The sequence below is a fragment of the Bradyrhizobium sp. CCBAU 25360 genome (assembly GCF_028128695.1).
Lineage (GTDB): Bacteria > Pseudomonadota > Alphaproteobacteria > Rhizobiales > Xanthobacteraceae > Bradyrhizobium > Bradyrhizobium ottawaense.
Window position 1 is genome coordinate 486440 of sequence record NZ_LBJA01000042.1, and the last position, 21038, is coordinate 507477.

General features: G+C 64.2%; 17 protein-coding genes. 12 read left to right on the top strand and 5 right to left on the bottom strand.

Annotation, left to right across the window (positions count from 1 at the left end):
- Positions 1-15: 15 nt before the first annotated feature.
- Both XH81_RS26305 and XH81_RS26310 read left to right on the top strand, forming a co-directional pair.
- The gene (locus tag XH81_RS26305) at positions 16-1716 is read left to right on the top strand and encodes an aspartate:alanine exchanger family transporter (protein WP_028142530.1); all 1701 of its coding nucleotides are present in this window, start codon (positions 16-18) and stop codon (positions 1714-1716) included.
- Between the two features lie 20 nt (positions 1717-1736).
- Complete coding sequence (locus XH81_RS26310; protein WP_028142531.1) at positions 1737-2171, top strand: hypothetical protein; 435 nt, start codon at positions 1737-1739, stop codon at positions 2169-2171.
- 44 nt (positions 2172-2215) lie between these two features.
- On the opposite strand, the gene ppk2 is transcribed toward XH81_RS26310, so the two are convergent.
- Positions 2216-3016 (bottom strand): polyphosphate kinase 2, encoded by an 801-nt coding sequence (ppk2, locus tag XH81_RS26315; protein WP_028142532.1) that lies wholly within the window; start codon positions 3014-3016, stop codon positions 2216-2218.
- Between the two features lie 40 nt (positions 3017-3056).
- Complete coding sequence (locus tag XH81_RS26320) at positions 3057-3509, bottom strand: hypothetical protein (RefSeq protein WP_028142533.1); 453 nt, start codon at positions 3507-3509, stop codon at positions 3057-3059.
- A 163-nt stretch (positions 3510-3672) separates the two neighbouring features.
- On the opposite strand from XH81_RS26320, the gene XH81_RS26325 reads away from it, so the two are divergent.
- The 10 genes from XH81_RS26325 to XH81_RS26370 all read left to right on the top strand — a co-directional run bounded on the left by XH81_RS26325 (position 3673) and on the right by XH81_RS26370 (position 18292).
- Complete coding sequence (locus XH81_RS26325; RefSeq protein WP_049801703.1) at positions 3673-4089, top strand: hypothetical protein; 417 nt, start codon at positions 3673-3675, stop codon at positions 4087-4089.
- Positions 4082-5314, top strand: coding sequence for an HlyD family secretion protein (locus XH81_RS26330; RefSeq protein WP_028142535.1), 1233 nt, complete (start codon positions 4082-4084; stop codon positions 5312-5314). The genes XH81_RS26325 and XH81_RS26330 overlap by 8 nt, the downstream gene beginning before the upstream one ends.
- 88 nt (positions 5315-5402) lie before the next feature.
- The gene (locus tag XH81_RS26335; RefSeq protein WP_038970471.1) at positions 5403-7295 is read left to right on the top strand and encodes a sensor histidine kinase; all 1893 of its coding nucleotides are present in this window, start codon (positions 5403-5405) and stop codon (positions 7293-7295) included.
- 194 nt (positions 7296-7489) lie between these two features.
- Positions 7490-9184, top strand: a complete 1695-nt coding sequence (locus tag XH81_RS26340) for a DUF3300 domain-containing protein (protein ID WP_028142537.1) — start codon at positions 7490-7492, stop codon at positions 9182-9184.
- A complete protein-coding gene (locus XH81_RS26345; protein WP_028142538.1) occupies positions 9181-10092 on the top strand; it encodes a DUF2950 domain-containing protein in 912 nt (303 codons plus the stop codon). The genes XH81_RS26340 and XH81_RS26345 overlap by 4 nt, the downstream gene beginning before the upstream one ends.
- The gene (locus XH81_RS26350; RefSeq protein ID WP_028142539.1) at positions 10076-10546 is read left to right on the top strand and encodes a hypothetical protein; all 471 of its coding nucleotides are present in this window, start codon (positions 10076-10078) and stop codon (positions 10544-10546) included. Before XH81_RS26345 ends, XH81_RS26350 begins: the two co-directional genes overlap by 17 nt.
- Before the next feature lie 786 nt (positions 10547-11332).
- Positions 11333-13258: a TonB-dependent receptor gene (locus XH81_RS26355; RefSeq protein ID WP_131233115.1), complete on the top strand. Its 1926-nt coding sequence runs from the start codon at positions 11333-11335 to the stop codon at positions 13256-13258.
- Positions 13259-13458: 200 nt separating this feature from the next.
- On the top strand, positions 13459-14538 hold the full coding sequence (locus XH81_RS26360; RefSeq protein WP_271596417.1) for a HoxN/HupN/NixA family nickel/cobalt transporter: 1080 nt from the start codon (positions 13459-13461) through the stop codon (positions 14536-14538).
- A complete protein-coding gene (locus XH81_RS26365; protein WP_028142541.1) occupies positions 14519-16831 on the top strand; it encodes a TonB-dependent receptor in 2313 nt (770 codons plus the stop codon). The genes XH81_RS26360 and XH81_RS26365 overlap by 20 nt, the downstream gene beginning before the upstream one ends.
- A 141-nt stretch (positions 16832-16972) precedes the next feature.
- Entirely contained in the window at positions 16973-18292 is a 1320-nt protein-coding gene (locus XH81_RS26370; RefSeq protein WP_028142542.1) for a DUF3422 domain-containing protein, read from the top strand.
- Between the two features lie 834 nt (positions 18293-19126).
- Here XH81_RS26370 and XH81_RS26375 read toward each other — a convergent pair.
- The 3 genes from XH81_RS26375 to XH81_RS26385 all read right to left on the bottom strand — a co-directional run bounded on the left by XH81_RS26375 (position 19127) and on the right by XH81_RS26385 (position 21037).
- Positions 19127-20206, bottom strand: coding sequence for a YeeE/YedE family protein (locus XH81_RS26375; protein WP_028143558.1), 1080 nt, complete (start codon positions 20204-20206; stop codon positions 19127-19129).
- A 74-nt stretch (positions 20207-20280) separates the two neighbouring features.
- The gene (locus tag XH81_RS26380) at positions 20281-20631 is read right to left on the bottom strand and encodes an ArsR/SmtB family transcription factor (protein WP_018316042.1); all 351 of its coding nucleotides are present in this window, start codon (positions 20629-20631) and stop codon (positions 20281-20283) included.
- 4 nt (positions 20632-20635) lie between these two features.
- On the bottom strand, positions 20636-21037 hold the full coding sequence (locus XH81_RS26385) for a thioredoxin (protein ID WP_085967616.1): 402 nt from the start codon (positions 21035-21037) through the stop codon (positions 20636-20638).
- Between the last annotated feature and the right edge of the window lies 1 nt (position 21038).

Sequence of the window (21038 nt, forward strand, 5' to 3'; positions counted from 1 at the left end):
TTGGAGGGGACCAACATGCAGGCGTTTTTCACCTTCCTGCAGCAGAATCCGTACCTGCTGCTGTTCTTTGTCGTCGGCCTCGCCGTCTATATCGGTCGGGCCAGCATCAAGGGGTATGGCCTCGGCATGGTTGCCGGCGCCATCGTGGTCGGCGCCGGCGTCTCGGTGTGGGCGTCGACCTACGGCGTGAAGCTCGAGCTGAACAATTTCGCCAAGAGTCTGTTCTACTATCTCTTCATGTATGGCGTCGGGTTGCGTGTCGGGCCGTCCTTCATCAACAGCCTGAAGGGCGACGGCCTGAAGTTCTGCATCCTCGCGGTGGTATCGAGCGTTATCGGGCTCGCGCTAGTGGTGATCGGCGCCAAGATGTTCTCTCTCCCGCCAGGCGCAGCCGGCGGCATGTTGGCGGGATCGCAGACCATGTCGGCGGCGATCGGCTCGGCCGAGCAGGCCATCACGTCGGGCGTCGTCAAGCTGCCCGAGGGAATGAAGCCTGAGGATGCCTCAGGCATGATCGCGCTGTCCTACGGCATCACCTACATCTGGGGCACCGTCGGCATCATCCTGATCTGCAAATACCTGCCGCGCTGGTGGGGCGTCGATGCCAAGGCCGCCGCGAAGCAGTACGAGCGGGAATTCGGCGTCAAGGATCTCGAAGGCGGCGGCCTGACCGGCTATCGCCAGTTCGGTTTGCGGGCCTACCGGCTGGAGAACCCGGCGACGGTCGGTATGAGCATCGCGAAGTTCCGCTCGATAAATCCGGAATACCGGATCGTCAACGTCGGGCGGAACGGCGAGCCGCAAGGCGCGGATGCCGACCTCGTGCTGCAGAAGGGCGACATCGTCGCCCTCGGCGGCTCGACCGAGCACCTCACCGAGAAGATGGGCCTGATCGGTCCGGAGGTCTCGGATGCCAAGACACTCGGCATTCCCATGGACCAGGCGGACATCCTCATCACCAACAAGGAGATGGTGGGGCGCACCTTCGAGTCCTTCCGTGACACCGCGATCGCCGGCCAGCTGCAGGTCACCAAGGTCGAGCGCGGCGGTGTGCAGATTCCGGCCGGTCTCAAGACCAAGCTGGAGCGGATGGACATCGTTTCCGTGGTCGGCTTGAAGTCTGCCGTCAACGAGCTCGGCGAGATGTGGGGCCGGATCGCCCGGTCCAACACCTCGACCGATCTGCTGACGTTGGCGGTCGGGATGATCATCGGCTTCCTGATCGGCAAGATCGAATTCCCGGCGTTCGGTGCCAAGATCGGCCTCGGCAACGCGGGCGGTCTGTTGCTGTCGGGTGTGATCGTGTCGTCGGTCGTGTCGCGTCTGCGCTTCTTCGGCAACACGCCGAACGCGGCGCGCAACGTGCTGGAGGATCTCGGCCTCGTGGTCTTCGTCGCCATCGTTGGCGTCAATGCCGGCGCGGGGCTGCTGTCGCAGCTCACGGGTGCAGTCGCCTTGAAGATATTCCTCGTCGGCTTCATTGCCTGCACGATCCCGCCGTTCATCGTCTGGGCCATCGGCTTCCACGTCTTCAAGATCAACCCGGCCGTGCTGATGGGCGGCGTTGCCGGCGCGCGGTCGCACTCCGGTCCGTGCCGTGAGGCCGCGGTCGAGATCCAGAGTTCCGTGCCGTGGATCGGATTCCCGGTCGGCTATGCCGTCTCGGGCATCTTGCTCACCGTGTTCGGCTACTTCGCAATGATCCTTGCGCAATGATCAAAAGGGGGAAGAAAGTCATGAAGACACTTGCCGTTGGCGTCGCCCTGGTTGCCTCGATTGCGGCCCTGACCGGTCTCAGCACGCCGTCGCGTGCCGAGACCGGCGAGGTCGCCGTCGTCTTCACCAAGGGCGGCTTCATCGTCGGCGTCGGGGGCGGCGAGGGCGTTCTGCTCCTCCGGGGCAAGAAATATCCCTTCACCGTCTCCGGCATGAGCGTTGGCCTCACGGTCGGGGCATCGACGACCAAGTTCGTCGGCCGGGCGCTCAATCTGAAGGGACCAGCATCCATCGAAGGCTCTTACGCCGTGGGCGGAGCGGGCGGAGCCGTGGCCGCGGGCGCCGGTGCCGTTCAGCTGCAGAACGCCAACGGCGTGATCCTCCAGCTCAGCGGTCCGAGGGTCGGCGCGGAAGTATCGGCGGCGGTCGGCGGCGTCACGATCCGCCTCAAGTGATCCAGACGAGACGGCGGGCTGCGGCAGCGCAGCCCGCTCGCGTCTCAATATCGCTCGGCGACGAAGTTCATCCCCTTCAGGCTGGTCTGGTCATTGTAGCGTCCATTGTCGGAACGCTTCGGCAGCTTGATCTTGTCCTTCTTGATGCGCTTGTAGGGGATGCCGCCCAGAAGGTGGGCGATGCAGTTCAGCCGCGCCTTCCGCTTGTCGTCGGAGCGGATGATATACCAAGGTGCGTCCTTCGTGCTCGTCTTCTTCAGCATCAGGTCGCGCGCCCGCGAATAGTCGTACCACCGCCGATAGGATTCCAGATCCATCGGGCTGAGCTTCCATTGCCGGACGGGATCGTCAATGCGGGCATTGAAGCGGCGCTCCTGCTCGTCCATGCCGACCTCGAGCCAGATCTTGATCAGGATGATGCCGCCGTCGATGACGTATTTCTCCATCTGCGGACACAGCGAGAGGAAGCGCTCGTGCTCGGCGGGAGTGCAGAAGCCCATGACATATTCGACGCCCGCGCGGTTGTACCAGCTCCGGTCGAAGATCACGATCTCGCCGCCGGCCGGAAATTTCTCCATGTAGCGCTGGAAGAACATTTGCGTCTTCTCGCGATCTGACGGCGCGGGCAGGGCGACCACACGAAACACGCGCGGGCTGACCTTCTCGGTAATCGCCTTGATCGTGCCGCCCTTGCCGGCTGCGTCCCGGCCTTCGAACAGCACGATGACCCGGAGCTTATTCTCCCGCACGTAGTCCTGGAGGTGACACAGCTCGACCTGGAGCTTCCCCAGCTCCTTCTCATAGTCCTTCCGCTTCATCTTCTCCGCGGTCCCGTCCTTGGCCATGCCGGTCCTCTCGCTGCTGCGCTCGTCGTCGTCCGGAGGATCAATCGTCCCAGGAAATGGTCACGCCGATATCGCCCGGCACACCGCCGGGGAAATCGATGATCTGGTAGGCGATGCGATAGCCGCGCGGCTTCAGATAATCGGTCCAGAGCTGGAAGATCTCCTTGGGGATGCCGGTCAGCGTGGTCTCCCAGCCCTTTTCCATCTGGTTGATGGCGCGCCCCTTGTCGGTGCAGAGCGAGTTGGGGAAGCGATAGACCAGCACCTCCGTCAGGCCGTTTCGCACCGCACGCTGGATGATGGTCGAGGCGAGTTTGATCTTCTCCTCCTCGCTCTTGCCGGAGGGTTTGCTGAGCCGCTCGATCAGCGCGCGCTTCTCGGCTTCGACCGCGGCGGCGAGGCGGACATACTCCTCGGCCTTCTCGGCCTCCTTGAGAGCGGCTTCCTTCCGAATCTGAGCGGCGTTGGGGATGAGATCGTCGAGGCCGGGCATGGCTGGCGGCTCCTGGTGGTTATCCAATCAGCATCCAGGAAACGCTAGGTCCGGCGGAGGATGTTCCCTTGATTCAAATCAAGCAAACCGCGGCCAGCCCGAACACAATATCGCACATGCGCATTTGATCGGGAGAGACGCCTTGAGCGACCAGCTTCATCCGATGGCTCCGCACCATCTGCCGTTTTATCTGGCGCCGGGGAGCGGGACTGATACGCTGATGGTCGTGATGGGGCTGTTCCTGATCGGCACCGTGCTCTGGGTCGGTACGCTCTATTGGAAGCTGCACAGCCTGCCCGAGCGGATGGCGCACAAATCGCAAAAACTGCAGTTCGAGTTCGTCGCGGTGCTCGGCCTGATCTCGTTGTTCACGCATATGCACATCTTCTGGATCGCGGGCCTCCTGCTCGCGTTGATCGATCTTCCCGATTTCGGCACGCCGCTGCGCAGCATCGCCGGGTCGGTCGAGAAGATTGCAGAGGCAGCGCCTGCCGCCGGTGGCGAAGAGATTCGGACAGAGGCCGCGACGCCTCCCGAACAGAAGCCGGAAGCCGCAAAGAAGGAGCACAGCCATGTTTGAGCTGATGTTCTGCTCGCTGCTGACGATCCTGCCGGACTATCTCTACCGCCGCTACGCCCAGGGCAAGCGTTTCGGCAAGGAGATCACCTTCTTCTCGATCTGGTACGAGCTGCGCTGGGGCATCACCGGCTGCCTGATGCTGACGGTGTCGCTGATCACCATGATCTTCTATTTCCATCCGACGACGTCATCGGCGACGCTCTATTTCCGCACCGTGCCGATCCTGCCGGAAGGCTCCGGCCGCGTTGCCGAGGTCAAGGTCGGCTTCAGCGCGCCGGTGAAGAAGGGCGACGTGCTGTTCACGCTCGACGCATCGAAACAGCAGGCCGCGTTCGAAACCGCCAAGCGGAAGGTCGCGGAGGTCGATGCCGCCATGCAGACGGCGCAGGCCGACGTGGTCAAGGCCGAGGCACAGATCGGGGAAGCGAAGGCGAACTACCAGCAGGCCAAGGACGAGCTCGAGGTCAAGACCGAGCTGCAGCGCCGCAATCCGGGCATCGTTCCGCAGCGTGATATCGACAAGCTCCAGGTTTTGGTCGATCAACGTCAGTCCGGGATCGATGCCGCGACTGCCGCGAAGCAATCCGTATCGATGCAGATCTCCATCCTGCTGCCGGCGCAGAAGGCCAGCGCGGAGGCCGCGCTCGACCAGGCCCAGGTCGATATCGACAAGACCTTCGTCCGCGCCGGTGTCGATGGGCGGGTCGAGCAATTCCTGATCCGTCCCGGCGACGTCGTCAATCAACTCATGCGGCCCGCAGGCGTTCTCATCCCGGAGGGGGCCGGCCGCAAGGTGCTCCAGGCCGGGTTCGGCCAGATCGAGGCACAGGTGATGAAAGAGGGCATGGTGGCGGAAGCGACCTGCATCTCCAGGCCATGGGTGATCATCCCCATGGTGATCACGTCAGTCCAGGACTACATCGCTGCCGGACAATTCCGATCCGGGGAGCAATTGGTCGATCCGCAGAACGCCGTCCGCCCCGGCACCATCCTGGTGTTCCTGGAGCCGCTTTACAAGGGTGGCATCGATGGCGTGACGCCGGGCAGTAGCTGCGTCGTCAATGCCTACACCAGCAACCACGAGGAAATCTCGGCCAAGGGGACTTCGACCAGCCGGAAGATCGCGCTGCATGTCGTCGACGGCGTCGGCCTGGTGCATGCCCTGCTGCTGCGCATCCAGGCGCTCCTGCTGCCGATCCAGACGCTGGTGCTGAGCGGGCATTGAGCTGTGAAGCCGCCCCGGGCCTGTCGCAGCGGTACAATTCCCGCTAGAATTGCCGCGACAGCAGTTGCTGGAGCTGCAAGGATGGAGCATGAGCGGGCCCACGTCCATCTCCAAGGTCAGGCCGAGGGCCGTGGCGGCGCTACTCTGTCTCGCGCTGCTTTTCACCGTGTGCCTGTCAGCCGGGCGAGTTGGTGCAGTCGAGCGGAGCCTCCGCGGCGAGCTGAAGCGCGTCCTGATATTGCATTCTTTCGGCCGTGATTTTCGGCCGTGGAGCGAGTATGCGCGCGATATCAAGGCCAAGCTCGAACGGCAATCGCCCTGGCCGCTCGACATCCAGGAGCACGCGCTGCTCACCGCGCGCTTCAATAATCCTGGTCCCGAGGCGCCTTTCGTCGACTATCTGCAGTCGCTGTACCACGGAGCGATGCCCGACATCGTATTGAGCATCGGCGCGCCGGCGGCCCGGTTTGCGCAGAAATACCGCGGAAGACTGTTCCCTGATGTGCCATTGATTTTCTCCGCGGTCGAGCATCGGCTGATCAATCGCGCCGATCTCAGCGACAACGACGTCGTCGTGGCGATCCGCAACGATTTCATGGCCGCGTTCGGCAACATCCTTCAGGTTCTGCCGGACACCAAGTCGATTGCGGTCGTGATCGGCGCATCGCCGCTCGAGAAGTTCTGGGTAGAGGAGGTGAAGCGGGAACTGCAACCTTTGGGAGAAGGGATTGAGCTGGTCTGGTACTCGGACCTGTCATTCGAGGAAATCCTGAAACGCGCATCAAGGCTGCCGCCGCACACCGCGCTGTTCTGGGGACTGATGTCGGTCGATGCGGCCGGGGTCGTCCACGAGAGCGACATCGCCTTGCGCAGCCTGTACGCGGCCGCGAATGCCCCGATCTTCTCCTACCAGGAGCCGTTCTTCGGTGACGGCACCGTCGGGGGACCGATGCATATGATCGCGGAAACGAGCTCCCGGACCGTCAGTGCCGCGATTGGCATTCTCGGCGGCGCGAAACCAGCGAGCATCAGTTACGATCCGATCGGATTCGCCGCGCCGAGATATGATTGGCGCCAATTGCAGCACTGGGGCATCAGCGAGAGCCGTTTGCCTCCCGGCAGCGAAATCGTGTTTCGCGAACAGAGCATCTGGGAGCGCTATCGTTGGCAGATGCTGCTGATCGCGTCCGTGATTCTGGTGCAGGCCGGCCTGATCAGCGGGATGCTGCATGAGCGGCGTCGGCGCCAGGTCGCCGAAGTCGAGTCACGCCAGCGTCTGGCCGAGCTCGCTCACGCCAACCGCTATTCGGCCGTTGGCGAGTTGACCACGTCGATCGCCCATGAGCTGAACCAGCCGCTCGGCTCCATCCTGACCAACGCCGAGACCGCGGAGCTCATGCTCAAGGCCGCTTCGCCCGACATCGACGAGATCCGGCAGATCCTCGCGGACATCAGGCGTGATGATCAGCGGGCGAGCGAAGTCATCCGCAGGCTACGCAGTATTCTGAAAAAGACACCGTTCGAGGTCAAGGACATCGAGCTCAACGATATGGTCCGCGAAGCGATCGGCCTTGTGCGGGCTGTCGCCGGCGGACGCCGGATCACATTGATCTACACGCCCGCTTTGGCTGACCTGCATGTCAGAGGTGATCCGATCCAGCTTCAGCAGGTCGTTCTCAACCTGGTCATCAACGCGATGGATGCGATCTTCGACGCCGATCCCGGAAAGCGCCAGGTCAACGTCTCGACCCAGCGCGTCGGCAATGCAGCGGAGATCCGGGTCTCCGATACTGGTCCCGGGATTGCCGCCTCCGACCTCGCCGACGTGTTCGATCCGTTCTTCACGACCAAGCCTCAGGGCATGGGCATGGGGCTCGCGATCGCCAAAACCATCATCGAGGCCCATCACGGCACGATCGCCGCGGCGAACCAGCCTGCGGGCGGGGCGCTGTTCACGATCCAGCTTCCGATCATCCGCTGACAGACGATGTGGCGAGCCGCCAATGCCCCTGGACTGAGGGCGCCGCGCCGGCTCCGGATGGATGCCGGGCTGGTTGAATGACAGTTTGCTCTCGCGCTGCAGCAGCCACGAGGGCTTCGTTTCGTTGATCTCGATCAACAAACGTCTGCGCCCCGGCCCGATCGTCCCACCCTGGAAGTGCAAGGGAGGGTGCAATGTTTCGCTGCGGCAAGACCCTGATGGCGCTTGCGCTCGTCATGGCGACATCGTTCGCCGCAACGGCGCAAACCAACACGACGCCTGCGGCCCCGTCTCCGCAAGCGCAGCCGGCTCCTCCGCCTGCGCCGACCGCCGAGCTTCTGAAGCCGGAGCAGCTCGAGGCCTTGGTAGCGCCGATCGCGCTCTATCCGGACGAGCTTCTTGCCAATGTGCTCGCCGCCTCAACCTATCCGTTGGAGGTGGTGCAGGCCGACCGCTGGCTGAAGGAGCGCAAGACCCTGAAGGGCGATGCGCTGAAGACGGAGGTCGAGAAGCAGGCCTGGGACGACAGCGTCAAGGCGCTGGCCAGCACCGCCGATGTGTTGACCATGATGAGCGACCAGCTCGAATGGACCAAGAAGCTCGGTGATGCCTTTCTCGCCCAGCAGCCCGACGTGATGGATGCGATCCAGCGCCTGCGCAACAAGGCCTATGACAACAGGAAGCTGGTCACGACCAAGCAGCAGAAGGTCAGTGTCCAGTCGCAGGAAGGCAAGCAGGTCGTCGTGATCCAGCAGGCCGACCCCTCGGCGATGTACGTGCCATATTACGATCCGGCGACGGTCTATGGCAGCTGGCCCTATGCGGAGTATCCGCCGTATTATTGGGGCTACCCGTCCTATATCGGTGCCGGCGTGGTCGCGGCCGGCCTCGCCTTCGGCACCGCCTGGGCGATCGGGCGCTGGGGCAATTACTGGGGCGGCGGCTGCAATTGGGGCAACCGCAACGTCTACGTCAATCATCGCACCACCAACATCGGTAACGGCTGGCAGCACAATCCGGCGCATCGCCAGGGCGTGCGCTACAACAACAGCAATGTTCAGCAGCGCTTTGGCAACAACAACCTGAAGGCGGGCGTGTCGGACCGGATGGATTTCCGAGGTCGTGACGGCAACCAGGTGCTGCGTCCCAATCAGGGCGCAGGAGACCGTACGGGCGATCGTGCAGGAGATCGCGCGGGTGATCGCGCGGGTGATCGTGCGGGCGATCGTGCTGGTGATCGAGCCGGCGATCGAGCGGGTGACCGTGCCGGCAATCGCGGCGATCGGCCGGGCGGTGGTGATCGCGCTGGTGCCGGGGATCGTGCCAAGGGCGGAGGCGACCGGGCCAAGGGTGGCGGCGATCGTGCGAAGGCCGCCAGCCGCCCCAGCGGCGGTGCGGCCAACCGCGGCGGTGGCGGCAATCGCGGCGGCGCGATGAACGTCTCCTCCGGCCGGTCGGCAGCCGCAGCATCTGCGCGCGGAAGATCCAGCATGGCGAGCATGCCGCGCGGTGGTGGCGGCGGACCAAGCATGGCTGGCCGCGGCGGAGGTGGCGGAATGGCGATGCGCGGCGGCGGAGGTGGCTTTGGTGGTGGCGGCCGCGGAGGCGGCGGCGGTGGCCGGCGTTCCGACATCGCGCTGAAGCACGATGTCGTCCTGCTCGGCCATCTCGCAAGCGGCCTCGGCTACTACCGCTTCAGCTATATCGGCAGCGACAAGAGCTATGTCGGCGTGATGGCGCAGGAGGTCGAGCGGGTGGCGCCCGATGCTGTCACGCGCGGCAGCGATGGCTATCTGCGGGTCTACTACGACAAGCTCGGATTGAGATTCCGATCCTACGGTGACTGGCTCGCCAATGGCGCAAAGATCCCTGCGGAGGAATTGCCATGACCGGCTTGAAGTTGCTTCGTCGCGCCGCTCTGCCGGGCATCGTGGCACTGGCTCTCGTCACCACGGCCCGAGCCCAGCAATCTTATCCGACGCCGGAGGATGCCGCCTCGGCACTCGCGGCGGCGGCCAAGAGCGGTCCACGTGACGTTCTGAAAGTGCTCGGAAGGGCGGGTGATGACATCGTCTCGTCGGGCGACGACGTCGCCGACGCCGATATCCGCGCCCGCTTTGTTTCGATGTACGACGCCAAGCACTCGGTCAGGGCGGAGGGCAACAAGAGGGCGACGCTGGTGCTCGGGCCTGACGATTTCCCGTTCCCGATTCCCCTCGTCAACACCAAGGCAGGCTGGGAGTTCGACACTGACGAGGGACGGATCGAAGTGCTGCGCCGCCGCATCGGCCGTAACGAGCTCGACGCGATCCAGACCGCGCTCGCCTATGTCGACGCGCAGAATGAATATGCCGACAAGGATCGCGGCGAGGGCGCCGGCATCTACGCACAGCGCTTCCTCTCGACGTCAGGCAAGAAGGACGGTCTGTTCTGGCGCGACGACAGGGACCCGAGTCCGCTCGGTCCCCTCGTCGCGGAGGCTTCAGCTGAGGGCTACAAGCCGGGCGAAAGGCTCGCGCCGTATCACGGCTATTACTTCCGCATCCTGAAGGGGCAGGGTTCTGACGCGCCTGGCGGCGCGCTCAATTATGTCGTCAAGGGCAAGATGATCGGCGGCTTCGGGCTGATCGCCTGGCCCGCCGAGTACGGCAATTCCGGTGTGATGACGTTCGTGGTGAACCATGCCGGCACCGTTTACGAGAAGGATTTGGGGGCGAGAACCGAATTCATCGCGCCGCGCACAACCTTGTTCGATCCCGACCAGACTTGGAAGAAAGTCGATGCCGCAAAGCCTTGAACGGATCATGGCATCGCCGCTGCGCCTATGTCGCCTGATTGCGATGCTGGTGCTGGTGATGGGCTTCGCAGTGCCGGCTACGCCGTCATTCGCGCAAGCCGCCGGTCACGTGCGTGCCAAGATCGTCAAGGGGGGTCTCCTTGTCGGCGGTGGCGCTGGAAGCGGTGTGCTGACCTATCGGGGCAATAAGTATCCCTTCAAAATTACGGGCATGAGTTTCGGCATCACCGCCGGCGCGACGATCGGCCGGCTCGACGGCTGGGCCTCGGGTATCCGCGAGGTCGGCGACTTCGCCGGCACCTACAGCTCCGTCGGCGGCGGCTTCGCTTTGGTTGGAGGCATCAGCGGCGTCCACCTGCGCAACGAGAAGGGGGTGACGATCGTGATGCAGGGGCCGAAAGCGGGCCTGGAGCTTGCGGCCAACATCAGCCAGATCATGATTTCGCTGAGATAGAGCGTGTCAGCGGCAGATGTCGTCGCGATAAAGGCCACGGCAACGAAGTGATGATGCCGAGGCGTTCCTGACGAGCGCACTCCGAGCAAGCCTTCCTGCGGCATCTTGACCGCACCGATCTGGAATCATCCAAAGCGTATTTGAATCGTTCCAGACATTCTCCTCCCAGTTGGCGATGATCGAGGCATTCTAAGCCGCAGCGCACGCATTTGCGTTGCCGTCACGATGGCGTCTTCTTAAAGAAGCGATGCAGATCGCTGACATTCGGATGTTGCCGCCAAGACGAAGGCAGCAAACGCGCGTGCGCGTCTGCAGAGCAACTGATTGACGGGCCATGCTTGCCGGCCGAGCTCGGATACGAAGAGCTGCTCTTCGATCCATGGTCGTTGCTGGCCAAACGCGGAAGCCGCTTCACAGCGGGCTGCGTGCTATTGATGAAGGAAACTTTCTGGAATGCGACGTGCGGGTGGGGATAAGACGGTAGCTCGCTTTGGTGCGGCGCTGCTGGGTGGTGTGGCGTGGCTGACGTGGTTCGAATCGCCTGCTCAATCCCAAACGCCTCAGGGCGGCAGCTCCCTTCCGCCCGTGACCGTCGAAGCTCCGACGCAACAGTCGGTTCGCCGTGCGCCAACCAGGCGAAACGACGCGCGGGTCCGATCGACCTCACGGCGCGCCCCGCAAGCCCCGACGGTCGCAGTGCAATCGCAACCGGCTGTCGTCCCGCCATTTGCCGGCGGGCAGGTCGCTCAAGGCGCGCGACTGGGGATGCTCGGAAATACCAACACCATGAAGTCACCCTTCAGCGTGACGAGCTACACGGACAAGTTCATTCGGGATCAACAGGCGGCAACGGGTGCGGATGCCCTGATCCTCGATCCCTCCGTGCGAAGTTCCCACCCGACGGGCGGTATCGTCGACTCCTTCAACATACGCGGCTTCCCGATCAACGAAGGCAATAACGGTGAGTTCGCCTTCGAGGGCCTTTACGGAATCGCGCCGACATATCGGATCTTCACGGAATACGTCGAGCGCATCGAAGTGCTCAGGGGTCCCTCGGCCGCGCTCTCGGGCATGGCGCCCAATGGCGGTGTTGGCGGCGTCATCAATGTCGTGCCCAAGCGCGCGGAAGAGGATTTGACCCGCTTGACCGCGAGCTACGGCTCGACCGCACGTTTCGGCGGTCACTGGGATGTTGCGAGGCGCTACGGCGATGGCAAGGAATGGGGCGTACGCGCCAGCGGAAGCGTCCGCGGCGGCGACACGCCCATCGACCGCCAGTCCGAGACGACAGGTGTCGGATCGCTGGCGCTCGACTATCAAGGCGAACGGTTCAGGTCCTGGCTCTATCTCATCGCCCAGACCGATCGGTTCGACGCGCCGTCACGTCCCTTTCTGATGGCTCCCGGCCTGCAGGTGCCGAAGGCGCCGGACGGCAAGCTGAACGTGACCCAGCCCTGGGAATGGTCGCGCATCAACGACCAGTCTGCCTTGCTGCGGACGGAGTACGATCTCACCGAGCAGGTCACGCTGTTCGCGGATGTCGGCGGCTCCAAGACCAACGTCGAGCGGTTCTTCGGTCTTCCGACCATTGTCAACACGAGCGGCAATACGACCTCGACGCCCCAGTACTTCGGCCTCAGCATCGATCGAACTACATATGATGGCGGTGTTCGCGCCCGCTTCGATACCGGCTTCGTCCACCATGCCGTCGCCTTCCAGGCCTCGGTCTATCACGACGCGCTGCACCGGCGGCTCACCAATGGCAGTCTGGTCACCTCGAACATCTACAGCCCGACCGTCGCGCCGACGCAGTTCGCGAACGAGATCAGCGACCGCCCTCGGCTCTCGGACAGCGAGCTTACCGGGCTTTCGATTGCCGACACCTTGTCCGTGCTCGATGAGCGCGTCCTGTTGACTTTGGGCGTCCGCCGCCAGGGCATCGAGGCGAACAACTATTCCTCCAATGTCGGGACACCGACGTCGTCCTATGACAGGAGCGCGGTCACCCCGGTGGTCGGCCTGGTCGTCCGTCCCCAGGACAACGTCTCCCTCTACGCGAACTATGTCGAAGGTCTCGCGCGGGGCGACATTGCCCCTCAGGGGACGTCCAATTTCGGTGAAGTGCTGCAGCCCTACATCGCCAAGCAGTACGAGGCCGGTATCAAGGTGGAGTTTGGCCGGATCGCGACCACCTTCAGCGCGTTCGAGATATCGAAGGCGAGCGGCGAGTCGTCTGCTGGGCGCTTCGCGGCGACAGGCGAGCAACGTGTCCGCGGGCTCGAATTCAACGTCTACGGCGAACTCTTGCCGGATGTTCGTGTCCTCGGAGGTGTCTCGCTGCTGGACGGCACCCTGACGAAGACCGCCGTCGCGGCCAATGTGGGCAACACGCCGATCGGCGTTCCGAACATACAGGCCAATATCGGCGCGGAGTGGGACCTCCCGTGGATGAGGGGGCTTACCGTGAATGGAGCAGTGATCTACACGGGCAGGCAGTTCGTCGACGCCGCGAACAAGCAGCCGATTCCCGAGTGGACGCGGCTCGACCTCGGCGCTCGCTACACCACCGCGATCAACGGCAAGAAGACGGTTTTCCGCGCAAACATCCAGAACGTGACCGGTGAGAGTTACTGGTCCAGCGTGGCTTCGTTCGGAACATTCTTCCTGGGAGCACCACGCACATATCTCCTGTCGATGACCGTGGATATGTGACCGCGCACGCGCTTGCGTGAAACGCAGCCCAGCATTCCGCTCCGGCGCTGTGATGCGCCGGACTAAAAAAGTCTCCATGGAATCAACGAGGTGACTTCCATCTCGAGGGCCCTTTCGGCCGCCGGGCCGAAAAGTGGCGCGGCTCTTGCTCTTGCCAGTATGAGGGTTCTTGATAAACGTCATACTGCGGGATCAGGTGGATGGAGCGAGCGGTGAGGCGGACTTTGCGGGCGGTCGAGCCCGGAACGGTGGTGCTGTTCGGAGGGCTGATCGCCGCCAACATCGCCGCATGGGCCTGGGCCTTCGCGCTGTTCGGCGACCGGCCGACGGTGCTGGCGACCGCGCTGCTGGCCTGGGTGTTCGGCCTGCGCCACGCTGTCGATGCCGACCACATCGCCGCCATCGACAACGTCGTGCGCAAGCTGATGCAGACGGGTGGTTCGCCACGCAGCGTCGGCCTCTATTTTGCGCTCGGCCATTCCACCGTCGTCGTGGTGGCTACCATATTGCTTGCGCTCGGCGTGGTGAGCCTGGGCGGCGACAGCCTGCTCAAGGAGATCGGCGGCCTCATCGGCACGTCGGTGTCGGCCCTGTTCCTGCTGGTGATCGCGGCCATCAATCTCGTCATCTTCGTCGGCCTGTGGCGGACGTTTCGCGCTGCCCGGGAGCAGGGCGTCCGCGACGCCGAAGGGCTCGAGAGGCTGCTCGCCAATCGCGGCTTCCTCGCGCGACTGCTCGGACCGCTGTTCCGCCTGGTCACAAAACCCTGGCACATGTATCCACTCGGCTTCCTGTTCGGGCTCGGCTTCGACACGGCGACCGAGATCGGCCTGCTCAGCATCTCCGCAACCGAAGCCGCGCGCGGCGCGTCGGTTGCCGACGTGCTGGTTTTCCCTGCACTGTTCGCGTCGGGCATGGCGCTGGTCGACACCGCCGATTCCGCTCTGATGGTGAGCGCCTATCGATGGGCCTTCGTCGATCCCTTGCGAAAGCTCTGGTATAACCTCACGATCACCGGTGCCTCGGTGGCGGTCGCGCTGTTCATCGGCGGTATCGAGGCGCTCGGGCTGATCGCCGACCGGCTCGATCTGTCCGGAGGGATGTGGACGCTGGTCGACGGCCTCAACGAGTCGCTCGCCAATGTCGGCTTTGCCGTGATCGCGCTGTTCGCGGTCGCCTGGCTCGTCTCGGTCGTGCTCTATCGCCGCGTCTTTGCGGACGGCCGGAACCGGGCCGCGACGAAAGCTCTGGCATGCGCCGATGCGACCGAAGTGGCGTGAGGCCTGTCGTGGCGGCGGCGCGCTGACGGCACTCTCGGCCCTGGTTCTGCTCGCGGATGACGGCCGCGCTTTCGCGCAGAGCGAGAGCACCTCACGCGAGCTGCCGCCAATCCAGATCGGCGGCGGCGAGGCGGCGGAGCGCAAGAAGCCGGTCGCATCGCGCCGGGCCGGCAAGCCGTCCCCAGCGGATCACCGCATCCCCGTGTATCCGGCAGCGGCGCAAGCGTCGGATATGCGCAGCGTCGCCTCGGGTGCAAAGGGTCAGCTTGGCATGGCCAGCGAGATCTCCGTCTCGGGCGAGGAGATCAATGCACGCCCTTTCGCGCGGCCGGGCGAAGCGCTCGAAGCCGTGCCGGGTCTCATCGTGACGCAGCATTCCGGCGAGGGCAAAGCCAACCAGTATTTCCTGCGCGGCTATAATCTCGACCACGGTACCGACCTTGCCATCACCGTTGACGGCGTCCCCGTGAACATGCGCACCCACGCGCACGGCCAGGGCTATGCCGATCTCAACTGGCTGATTCCGGAGGCTATCGCAGCAGTGGACGTGCGCAAGGGTCCGTACTTCGCCGACGAAGGCGATTTCGCATCAGTCGGCAGCGTCCATATCGATCTGATCGACCGCACCAGGGGGATAGCGCAGGTGACCGCCGGCAGCTTCGGCTATCGCCGTCTGCTCGGCATGGACTCCGCGAAGGTCGGTGACGGCTCCTTGCTCGTGGCCGGGGAGATCGGGACCTACAACGGCCCATGGGACAATCCGGACAATGTGCGAAAGCTCAACGGCCTCGTGCGCTACAGCCAGGGCACCGCGACCGACGGCGTCTCCGTCACCGGCATGGCCTACGCCAACAAATGGAATTCGACGGACCAGGTCCCGCAGCGCGCGATCGCATCCGGCTTTCTCGATCGCTTCGGCGCGGAAGATCCAAGCGACGGCGGCAACACCAACCGCTTCGCGCTCTCGGGCCGCATCGCGCAGAGCGACGATCTCGGCTCCTGGAAAGCCAACGCTTATGTCGTGAAGAGCCAGCTCGACCTCTTCAATAATTTCACCTACTACCTCAGCGATCCCGTGCTCGGCGACCAGTTCCACCAGCACGACGATCGCCTGATGGCGGGCGCCAACATCTCGCGCACGCTGAACGGCGCGTTGGCGGGCTTGCCGATGCAGACCACCTTTGGCCTGGAGTCGCGCTATGATGCGATTGATCTCGCGCTCACCAACACCTTCCAGCGAGGCTTCCTTGCCAGCGTTCGCAGCGACAAGGTCGGCGAGGGCAGCGTCGGCGTCTATGCCGAAAACACGGTGCGCTGGACTGACTGGCTCAGGACGACGGTGGGCTGGCGCGGCGACTATTATGCCGCCGACGTCACGTCGCGGTTCAATGCCAACAATTCCGGCCGTACCGACGCCGCGCTCGGCAGCCCGAAATTCAGGATGGTGCTCGGTCCGTTCAACCAGACCGAATTCTTCTTCGGCGCCGGCTACGGCATGCACTCCAACGACGCCCGCGGCGCGACCACGACGGAGGATCCTTGCGACCCCGCGACGAGGCTGACGCCATCGCCGCTCCTGGTGCGCACCAAGGGTGCAGAGGTCGGCGTGCGCAGCAGGATCGTTCCCGGCCTCGACACTTCGCTCAGCCTCTTCATCCTGGATCAGGATTCCGAGATCCTGTTCTCCGGCGATGCCGGGGATACGTCGGCGACCCGCGCCAGCCGCCGCTACGGCTTTGAATGGACCAACCACTACCGGCCCAGATCCTGGATCGACATCGACGCCGATCTCGCAATGACCCATGCACGCTTCCGCGGTTATGACAGCGAGCAGGCGGACGTCTATGCCTCGCTCGCCGGCTATCCCGAGGCGCAGATCGGCAATGCGCCCGGCAACTACATTCCGAACTCGCCCGCGATGGTGGCTTCAGCCGGCGTCACGCTGGGCGAGAGGACCGGCTGGTTCGGGACCTTGCGCTGGCGGTATCTGGCGTCGAGCCCACTGACGGAGGACAACGCGTTCCGTTCCTCTGCGACCAGCATTTTCAACGGCCGCCTCGGCTATCGTATCGACAATGGCTGGCGCCTTCAGCTCGACGTGTTGAACCTCCTCAACACGAGGGCGAACCAGATCAGTTATGCCTATGGCTCGCTGCTCAAGACCGATACGCTCTACAACCTCTGCGCATCGGGCACTGCGCCAACTTCAGTCTGTCAGAACGGAGTGATGGACTACGTGCTGCACCCCGTGGAGCCGTTGACGTTCCGTCTTACCATCGCCGGGACGTTCTAGGTCAGGTCGTGGGCGGCGAAAGTTTCCGCGGCGAAAAAATGGCCTCGCAACGCGCGATGCGTTGCAGGCGAGGTGTGTTGTGGTAGTGAACGGCCAGGTTGGCGGCACATCGCGGCCTGACAGCGCACCAGGGGACCGTCGATGAACCGTGACCTCGATCTCGCCGACTTCGAACTGCATCCGCAGCGCGGTGCGGTGCTGGCCGAGGTGCATGCGCGCCCATTCACCCGGTTGACGGCGCCGGTCACGGTGCTGCGCTTTGCCTTTCTCGGCCAGGGCGAGGTCGCTGCAGCGGACCGGCAGAGCTTCGTGGCATTTTGTATGTCGCACGGGCAGGCGCCGCCGGACGCCGGAACCAAGCATCACCAGGTGACGATCGGTGATACCCAGCTGCGCTGGGAGCAACACTCGGAATTCAGCACCTTCACCTGGATCCTGAGCAGCCCTCAGACGGCCGCGCGCCGGTTCGGCGAGATCGGTGAAGAGCCGGCCGCGTTGATCCGGTCTCTGCGGCAATCGGGCCAATTGCTGGTCGCCGTCAAGCTCGAGGTCGAGCAGATTTCGGCGGCGCTGGAGCGTGCGCAGCAGCTGTTCGAGAGAGGCAGTCTCGCCATCGCCGCGGTCCGCAGCGGTCCCGCCGTCGTTGCATCCGACTTTCGCACCGATGATCAGGGCTTCGTCCGCATCCTCGTTTGCAACGACGGCCTCTCGCCCGGCCGGCTCGGTGCCCTCGTGCAGCGTGTGCTGGAGATCGAGACCTATCGCACGCTGGCGCTGCTCGGTCTGCCCGCCGCGCTCGAGCTTGCGCCCTCTGTCGACCATATCGGCCGACGGCTCGTCGAAGTGCTCGAGGAGATGCAGGGCGCCGAGGATCTCAAGCTCAACAATCATCTCCTGACGGAACTGACGGCATTGGCGGCTTCGCTCGAAAGGGGAGCTGCCGGCAGCTCGTTCCGGTTCGGCGCCAGCCGCGCCTACAACGACATCGTGCAGGCCCGCCTCGCCGTGATCGAAGGCGGCGAGATCGCGGGCTATCCGACCTGGTCCTCCTTCCTCGCCCGCCGCATGGCACCTGCGATGCGCACCTGCGCGACGATGGAGGACCGGCAGGCGGATCTGTCGATCAAGCTCGCGCGCGCGGCTGATCTGTTGCGCACACGCGTCGATGTCGAGCTCGAGGAGCAGAATCGCGATCTGCTGCGCTCGATGGATGAGCGCACCCGGTTGCAATTGAGGCTGCAGAGCACGGTCGAAGGCTTGTCGGTGGCGGCCATTGGCTATTACGTCGTCAGCCTGTTCGGCTACCTCGCCAAGGGGGCCCACGACGGTGGCCTGCATGTCGAGCCTTCGCTGGCAACCGCGATCTTCGTGCCGGTTGCCGTGGCCGTGGTCTGGATCGTCACCCGCAATATCCGCAGGCGGCACTTGAAGCACGACGAAATGTCGGGCGCTCACGACTGAGGGCGCAAACGAGGCTCTTGCGCTTCGTCGATAAGCGGGTTGAAGCGAGGTCGACTGGGAGACGTGGATGAGCCGATCCGACGGAACCGTGCCTGTGTCGCCCTCTGTCAATCCCCGCGCGCAGAAATATTCCACTTTACCGAAATTCGGTTTCGGCGTATGTGTTGCCCATCCCGGCTCACCCAAGAGGGGCGATCATGTGTCGTCACGCATCGCGAGCCGGGCTTGCGGTGGACGCGGCAGCGCCGGCACGAGAGGCGCGGGCAGGGCGGGTAGTTCCTGTGAGCCCGAGGCTTCGTGCGACGAGCGGCGCTGCTAGGCTTCGTCTCGTCTGTAAGTTTCCGGCTTCGTCGACAGGGCTGGAAAAACTGCGGCGAAATGGCGGGCCGTGCGTACGGCAAAACCGTGTGGTCCTGGCCGTCGTTGCTACGGTCAAGTCCTGCGAAGGTGCGAGCGAGCCCAACCGGGCAGACTGCATCATCCAATTCGTGGGGTGAGGGAGGCCAGAAGGAATGGTCGGCTCCCGGGAGATCACGGCATAAGCCGTCCGACCATCGCGCAGGGAAGGCCGAGTGATCGGCACCACCTGTATGCTGCTGTGCGGTTCTTTCTGCGTGCGCTTTTCGCGCAGCGGACCGCGGGTGCGAGCCAGCACCCGGCCTTCCCTGCGCCCTCTTGGCTATGAGGGTCGCGAGACGAAGCAAAGCTCGGGCGAATTGCGCCGCGAGAATGCGAAGGTGTGTCTGCCGTCATGCTTGAAGGGGCAACCGGGTTGCAGGAGGATACGAGGCCGGCAGTTCGACGGCGATTTGACGCCGATCCGCGTTTTTCGATTTAGGTCGAGACCCCGAACAGTCTGCGCACCGCCGGCAGCCACTCGCCGGTCATCGTGAACTCGAGCCCAAGGCGCGCGCCGCAGGCGATGGCCAACATCGTGACGGGGGCCGAAACCGCGAGCGTCGACAGCGCGCTCAGGCCCTGACCGATGGTGCAGCCCATCGACATGATGCCGCCGATGCCCATCAGCAGCGCGCCGATCATGTGACGCTTCAACTCGCGAGCGTCGTCGCACGCTTCCCAGCGGAAGCCGCGCGCGAGCATCGCGGCGGCAAACGAGCCTGCGACGACGCCGGCAACCGAGCCGATGCCGAAATTGAGCCGCGCGCCGGAGAAGGTGGCGACGTAAAGGATGGCATCACCAAGCGGCGCCACGAAGCTGAGCGAGGAGACCCGCGCGGGATCGAACTCGTCGTCGGCAAGCCATCCGGTGGCAAACCAGCCGAACGCGATTGCTGCACCGACGGTAAGACCGGACGCCAGCAGCCGCGGCGACCGGATCAGCCTGCCATCCGCAAGGGCCCAGAAGGCCAGCGCGGCGGAAATCGCCACGACGAGGATCGCGCGCATCGCGCTGCCTGCGCCGAGCAGCGACGTCAAGGTCTGGGTGCTTCCCTCGGGCAGCCTCACCGACAACGGCTCGATCAGCATCAGCCGCAGCATGCCGGTGATGCCACGCATGGTCGCGAGCGCCGACAGGCCGAGCACGAGAAAGACCACGATGGCCCTTAGATCGCCGCCACCGACGCGCACCAGCGTGCCGAAGCCACAGGTGCCGACCAGCGCCATGCCGACGCCGAACATCAGACCGCCGATGATCGCACCGCCAAGACCGATCGACGCCGTGAGGTAGATTGACCGCGACAGATCGACAATGCCGAACGCGGCGAGCGCCTGGGTCGCGAGCAGGGCGACTGCCGCGGCCAGCGCGAAGGATTTCAGCCGACGAAAATCCGATCCGAAGAATGCGTCCTCGAGCATCGCCAGCGTACAGAAACGACCCGCTCGGCCGGCAACGCCGAGCACGGCGCCGGCGGCAAGCCCGCATGCAAACGCTATGGTCGAAGGGCTCAGCATTCCTCCCGCTTCGTTTTTGGTTCTGCCTTGCGGGTAGTCTGCGCCGGTGGGGCGCGAAAATCCAGCGCGGAGAACTACCGGCGGCGCCGGCGTACCGGCTCGCAGAACACGTCGTAAACGGCGGTGAGAATCTTGCGAACGTCCTCGCTGGCGAGACTGTAGTAGATCGTCTTGCCGTCGCGGCGGGTCGTCACCAGCCGATCGAGCCGCAACCGCGCGAGCTGCTGGGAGACGGTCGATTGGCGTTCGCCCAGGAACTGCTCGAGCTCGGTCACGGACTTCTCGCCCTCGGCGAGGATGCAGAGCAGCAGCAATCGGGACTCGTGCGACAGCGCCTTGAGCATGTCGCTGGCCTCGCGCGCCTTCTCGATCATCTGCTCGAGTTCGGCGGAGCCCTCGATATCCTTCAGCTTTGGCAACGGCATCGCGTCAAGTTCCTCTCAGAAAATCCGCAAGGTGGTCACGACCCCCGGGTTCCGATCCCGTGTTTGACAGGATTCGGTCCAACAGGCCGAAGAAGAAGGCATCGCCGGGATAGCCGCGAATGCGCCCGATCTCACGGCCCTCTTGTACCACGACGAAGGTCGGCGTGAAGGGACCCGGATCGATTCCGGCGAGATCGGCGGGAAGGGGCCTGTTCAGGTCGACCCGTCGCAGCGGTGCGGCCCGGCCTTCGTCGGTCTTGCCGTAGATCGGGGCGATCTCGGCGTTGAAGCGCGCGCACCAGACGCAGCCAGCGCGCTCGAGCATGACGAGCTCGGCGGCGCGCGAGGCCATCGCGGGCAGCGCGAGCCCGACGGCCAGGGCGAGCAAAACCACGATTCTGTTCATG

Excerpts from the sequence above, each read along its gene's own strand:
- XH81_RS26345 (WP_028142538.1), top strand. The coding sequence starts at position 9,181 with ATGACCGGCTTGAAGTTGCTTCGTCGCGCCGCTCTGCCGGGCATCGTG.
- XH81_RS26365 (WP_028142541.1), top strand. The coding sequence starts at position 14,519 with ATGCGACCGAAGTGGCGTGAGGCCTGTCGTGGCGGCGGCGCGCTGACG.
- XH81_RS26330 (WP_028142535.1), top strand. The coding sequence starts at position 4,082 with ATGTTTGAGCTGATGTTCTGCTCGCTGCTGACGATCCTGCCGGACTAT.
- XH81_RS26360 (WP_271596417.1), top strand. The coding sequence starts at position 13,459 with ATGGAGCGAGCGGTGAGGCGGACTTTGCGGGCGGTCGAGCCCGGAACG.
- XH81_RS26370 (WP_028142542.1), top strand. The coding sequence starts at position 16,973 with ATGAACCGTGACCTCGATCTCGCCGACTTCGAACTGCATCCGCAGCGC.
- XH81_RS26335 (WP_038970471.1), top strand. The coding sequence starts at position 5,403 with ATGAGCGGGCCCACGTCCATCTCCAAGGTCAGGCCGAGGGCCGTGGCG.
- XH81_RS26305 (WP_028142530.1), top strand. The coding sequence starts at position 16 with ATGCAGGCGTTTTTCACCTTCCTGCAGCAGAATCCGTACCTGCTGCTG.
- XH81_RS26340 (WP_028142537.1), top strand. The coding sequence starts at position 7,490 with ATGTTTCGCTGCGGCAAGACCCTGATGGCGCTTGCGCTCGTCATGGCG.
- XH81_RS26385 (WP_085967616.1), bottom strand. The coding sequence starts at position 21,037 with ATGAACAGAATCGTGGTTTTGCTCGCCCTGGCCGTCGGGCTCGCGCTG.
- XH81_RS26310 (WP_028142531.1), top strand. The coding sequence starts at position 1,737 with ATGAAGACACTTGCCGTTGGCGTCGCCCTGGTTGCCTCGATTGCGGCC.
- XH81_RS26350 (WP_028142539.1), top strand. The coding sequence starts at position 10,076 with ATGCCGCAAAGCCTTGAACGGATCATGGCATCGCCGCTGCGCCTATGT.
- XH81_RS26320 (WP_028142533.1), bottom strand. The coding sequence starts at position 3,509 with ATGCCCGGCCTCGACGATCTCATCCCCAACGCCGCTCAGATTCGGAAG.
- XH81_RS26380 (WP_018316042.1), bottom strand. The coding sequence starts at position 20,631 with ATGCCGTTGCCAAAGCTGAAGGATATCGAGGGCTCCGCCGAACTCGAG.
- XH81_RS26355 (WP_131233115.1), top strand. The coding sequence starts at position 11,333 with ATGAAGTCACCCTTCAGCGTGACGAGCTACACGGACAAGTTCATTCGG.
- XH81_RS26325 (WP_049801703.1), top strand. The coding sequence starts at position 3,673 with ATGGCTCCGCACCATCTGCCGTTTTATCTGGCGCCGGGGAGCGGGACT.
- XH81_RS26375 (WP_028143558.1), bottom strand. The coding sequence starts at position 20,206 with ATGCTGAGCCCTTCGACCATAGCGTTTGCATGCGGGCTTGCCGCCGGC.
- ppk2 (WP_028142532.1), bottom strand. The coding sequence starts at position 3,016 with ATGGCCAAGGACGGGACCGCGGAGAAGATGAAGCGGAAGGACTATGAG.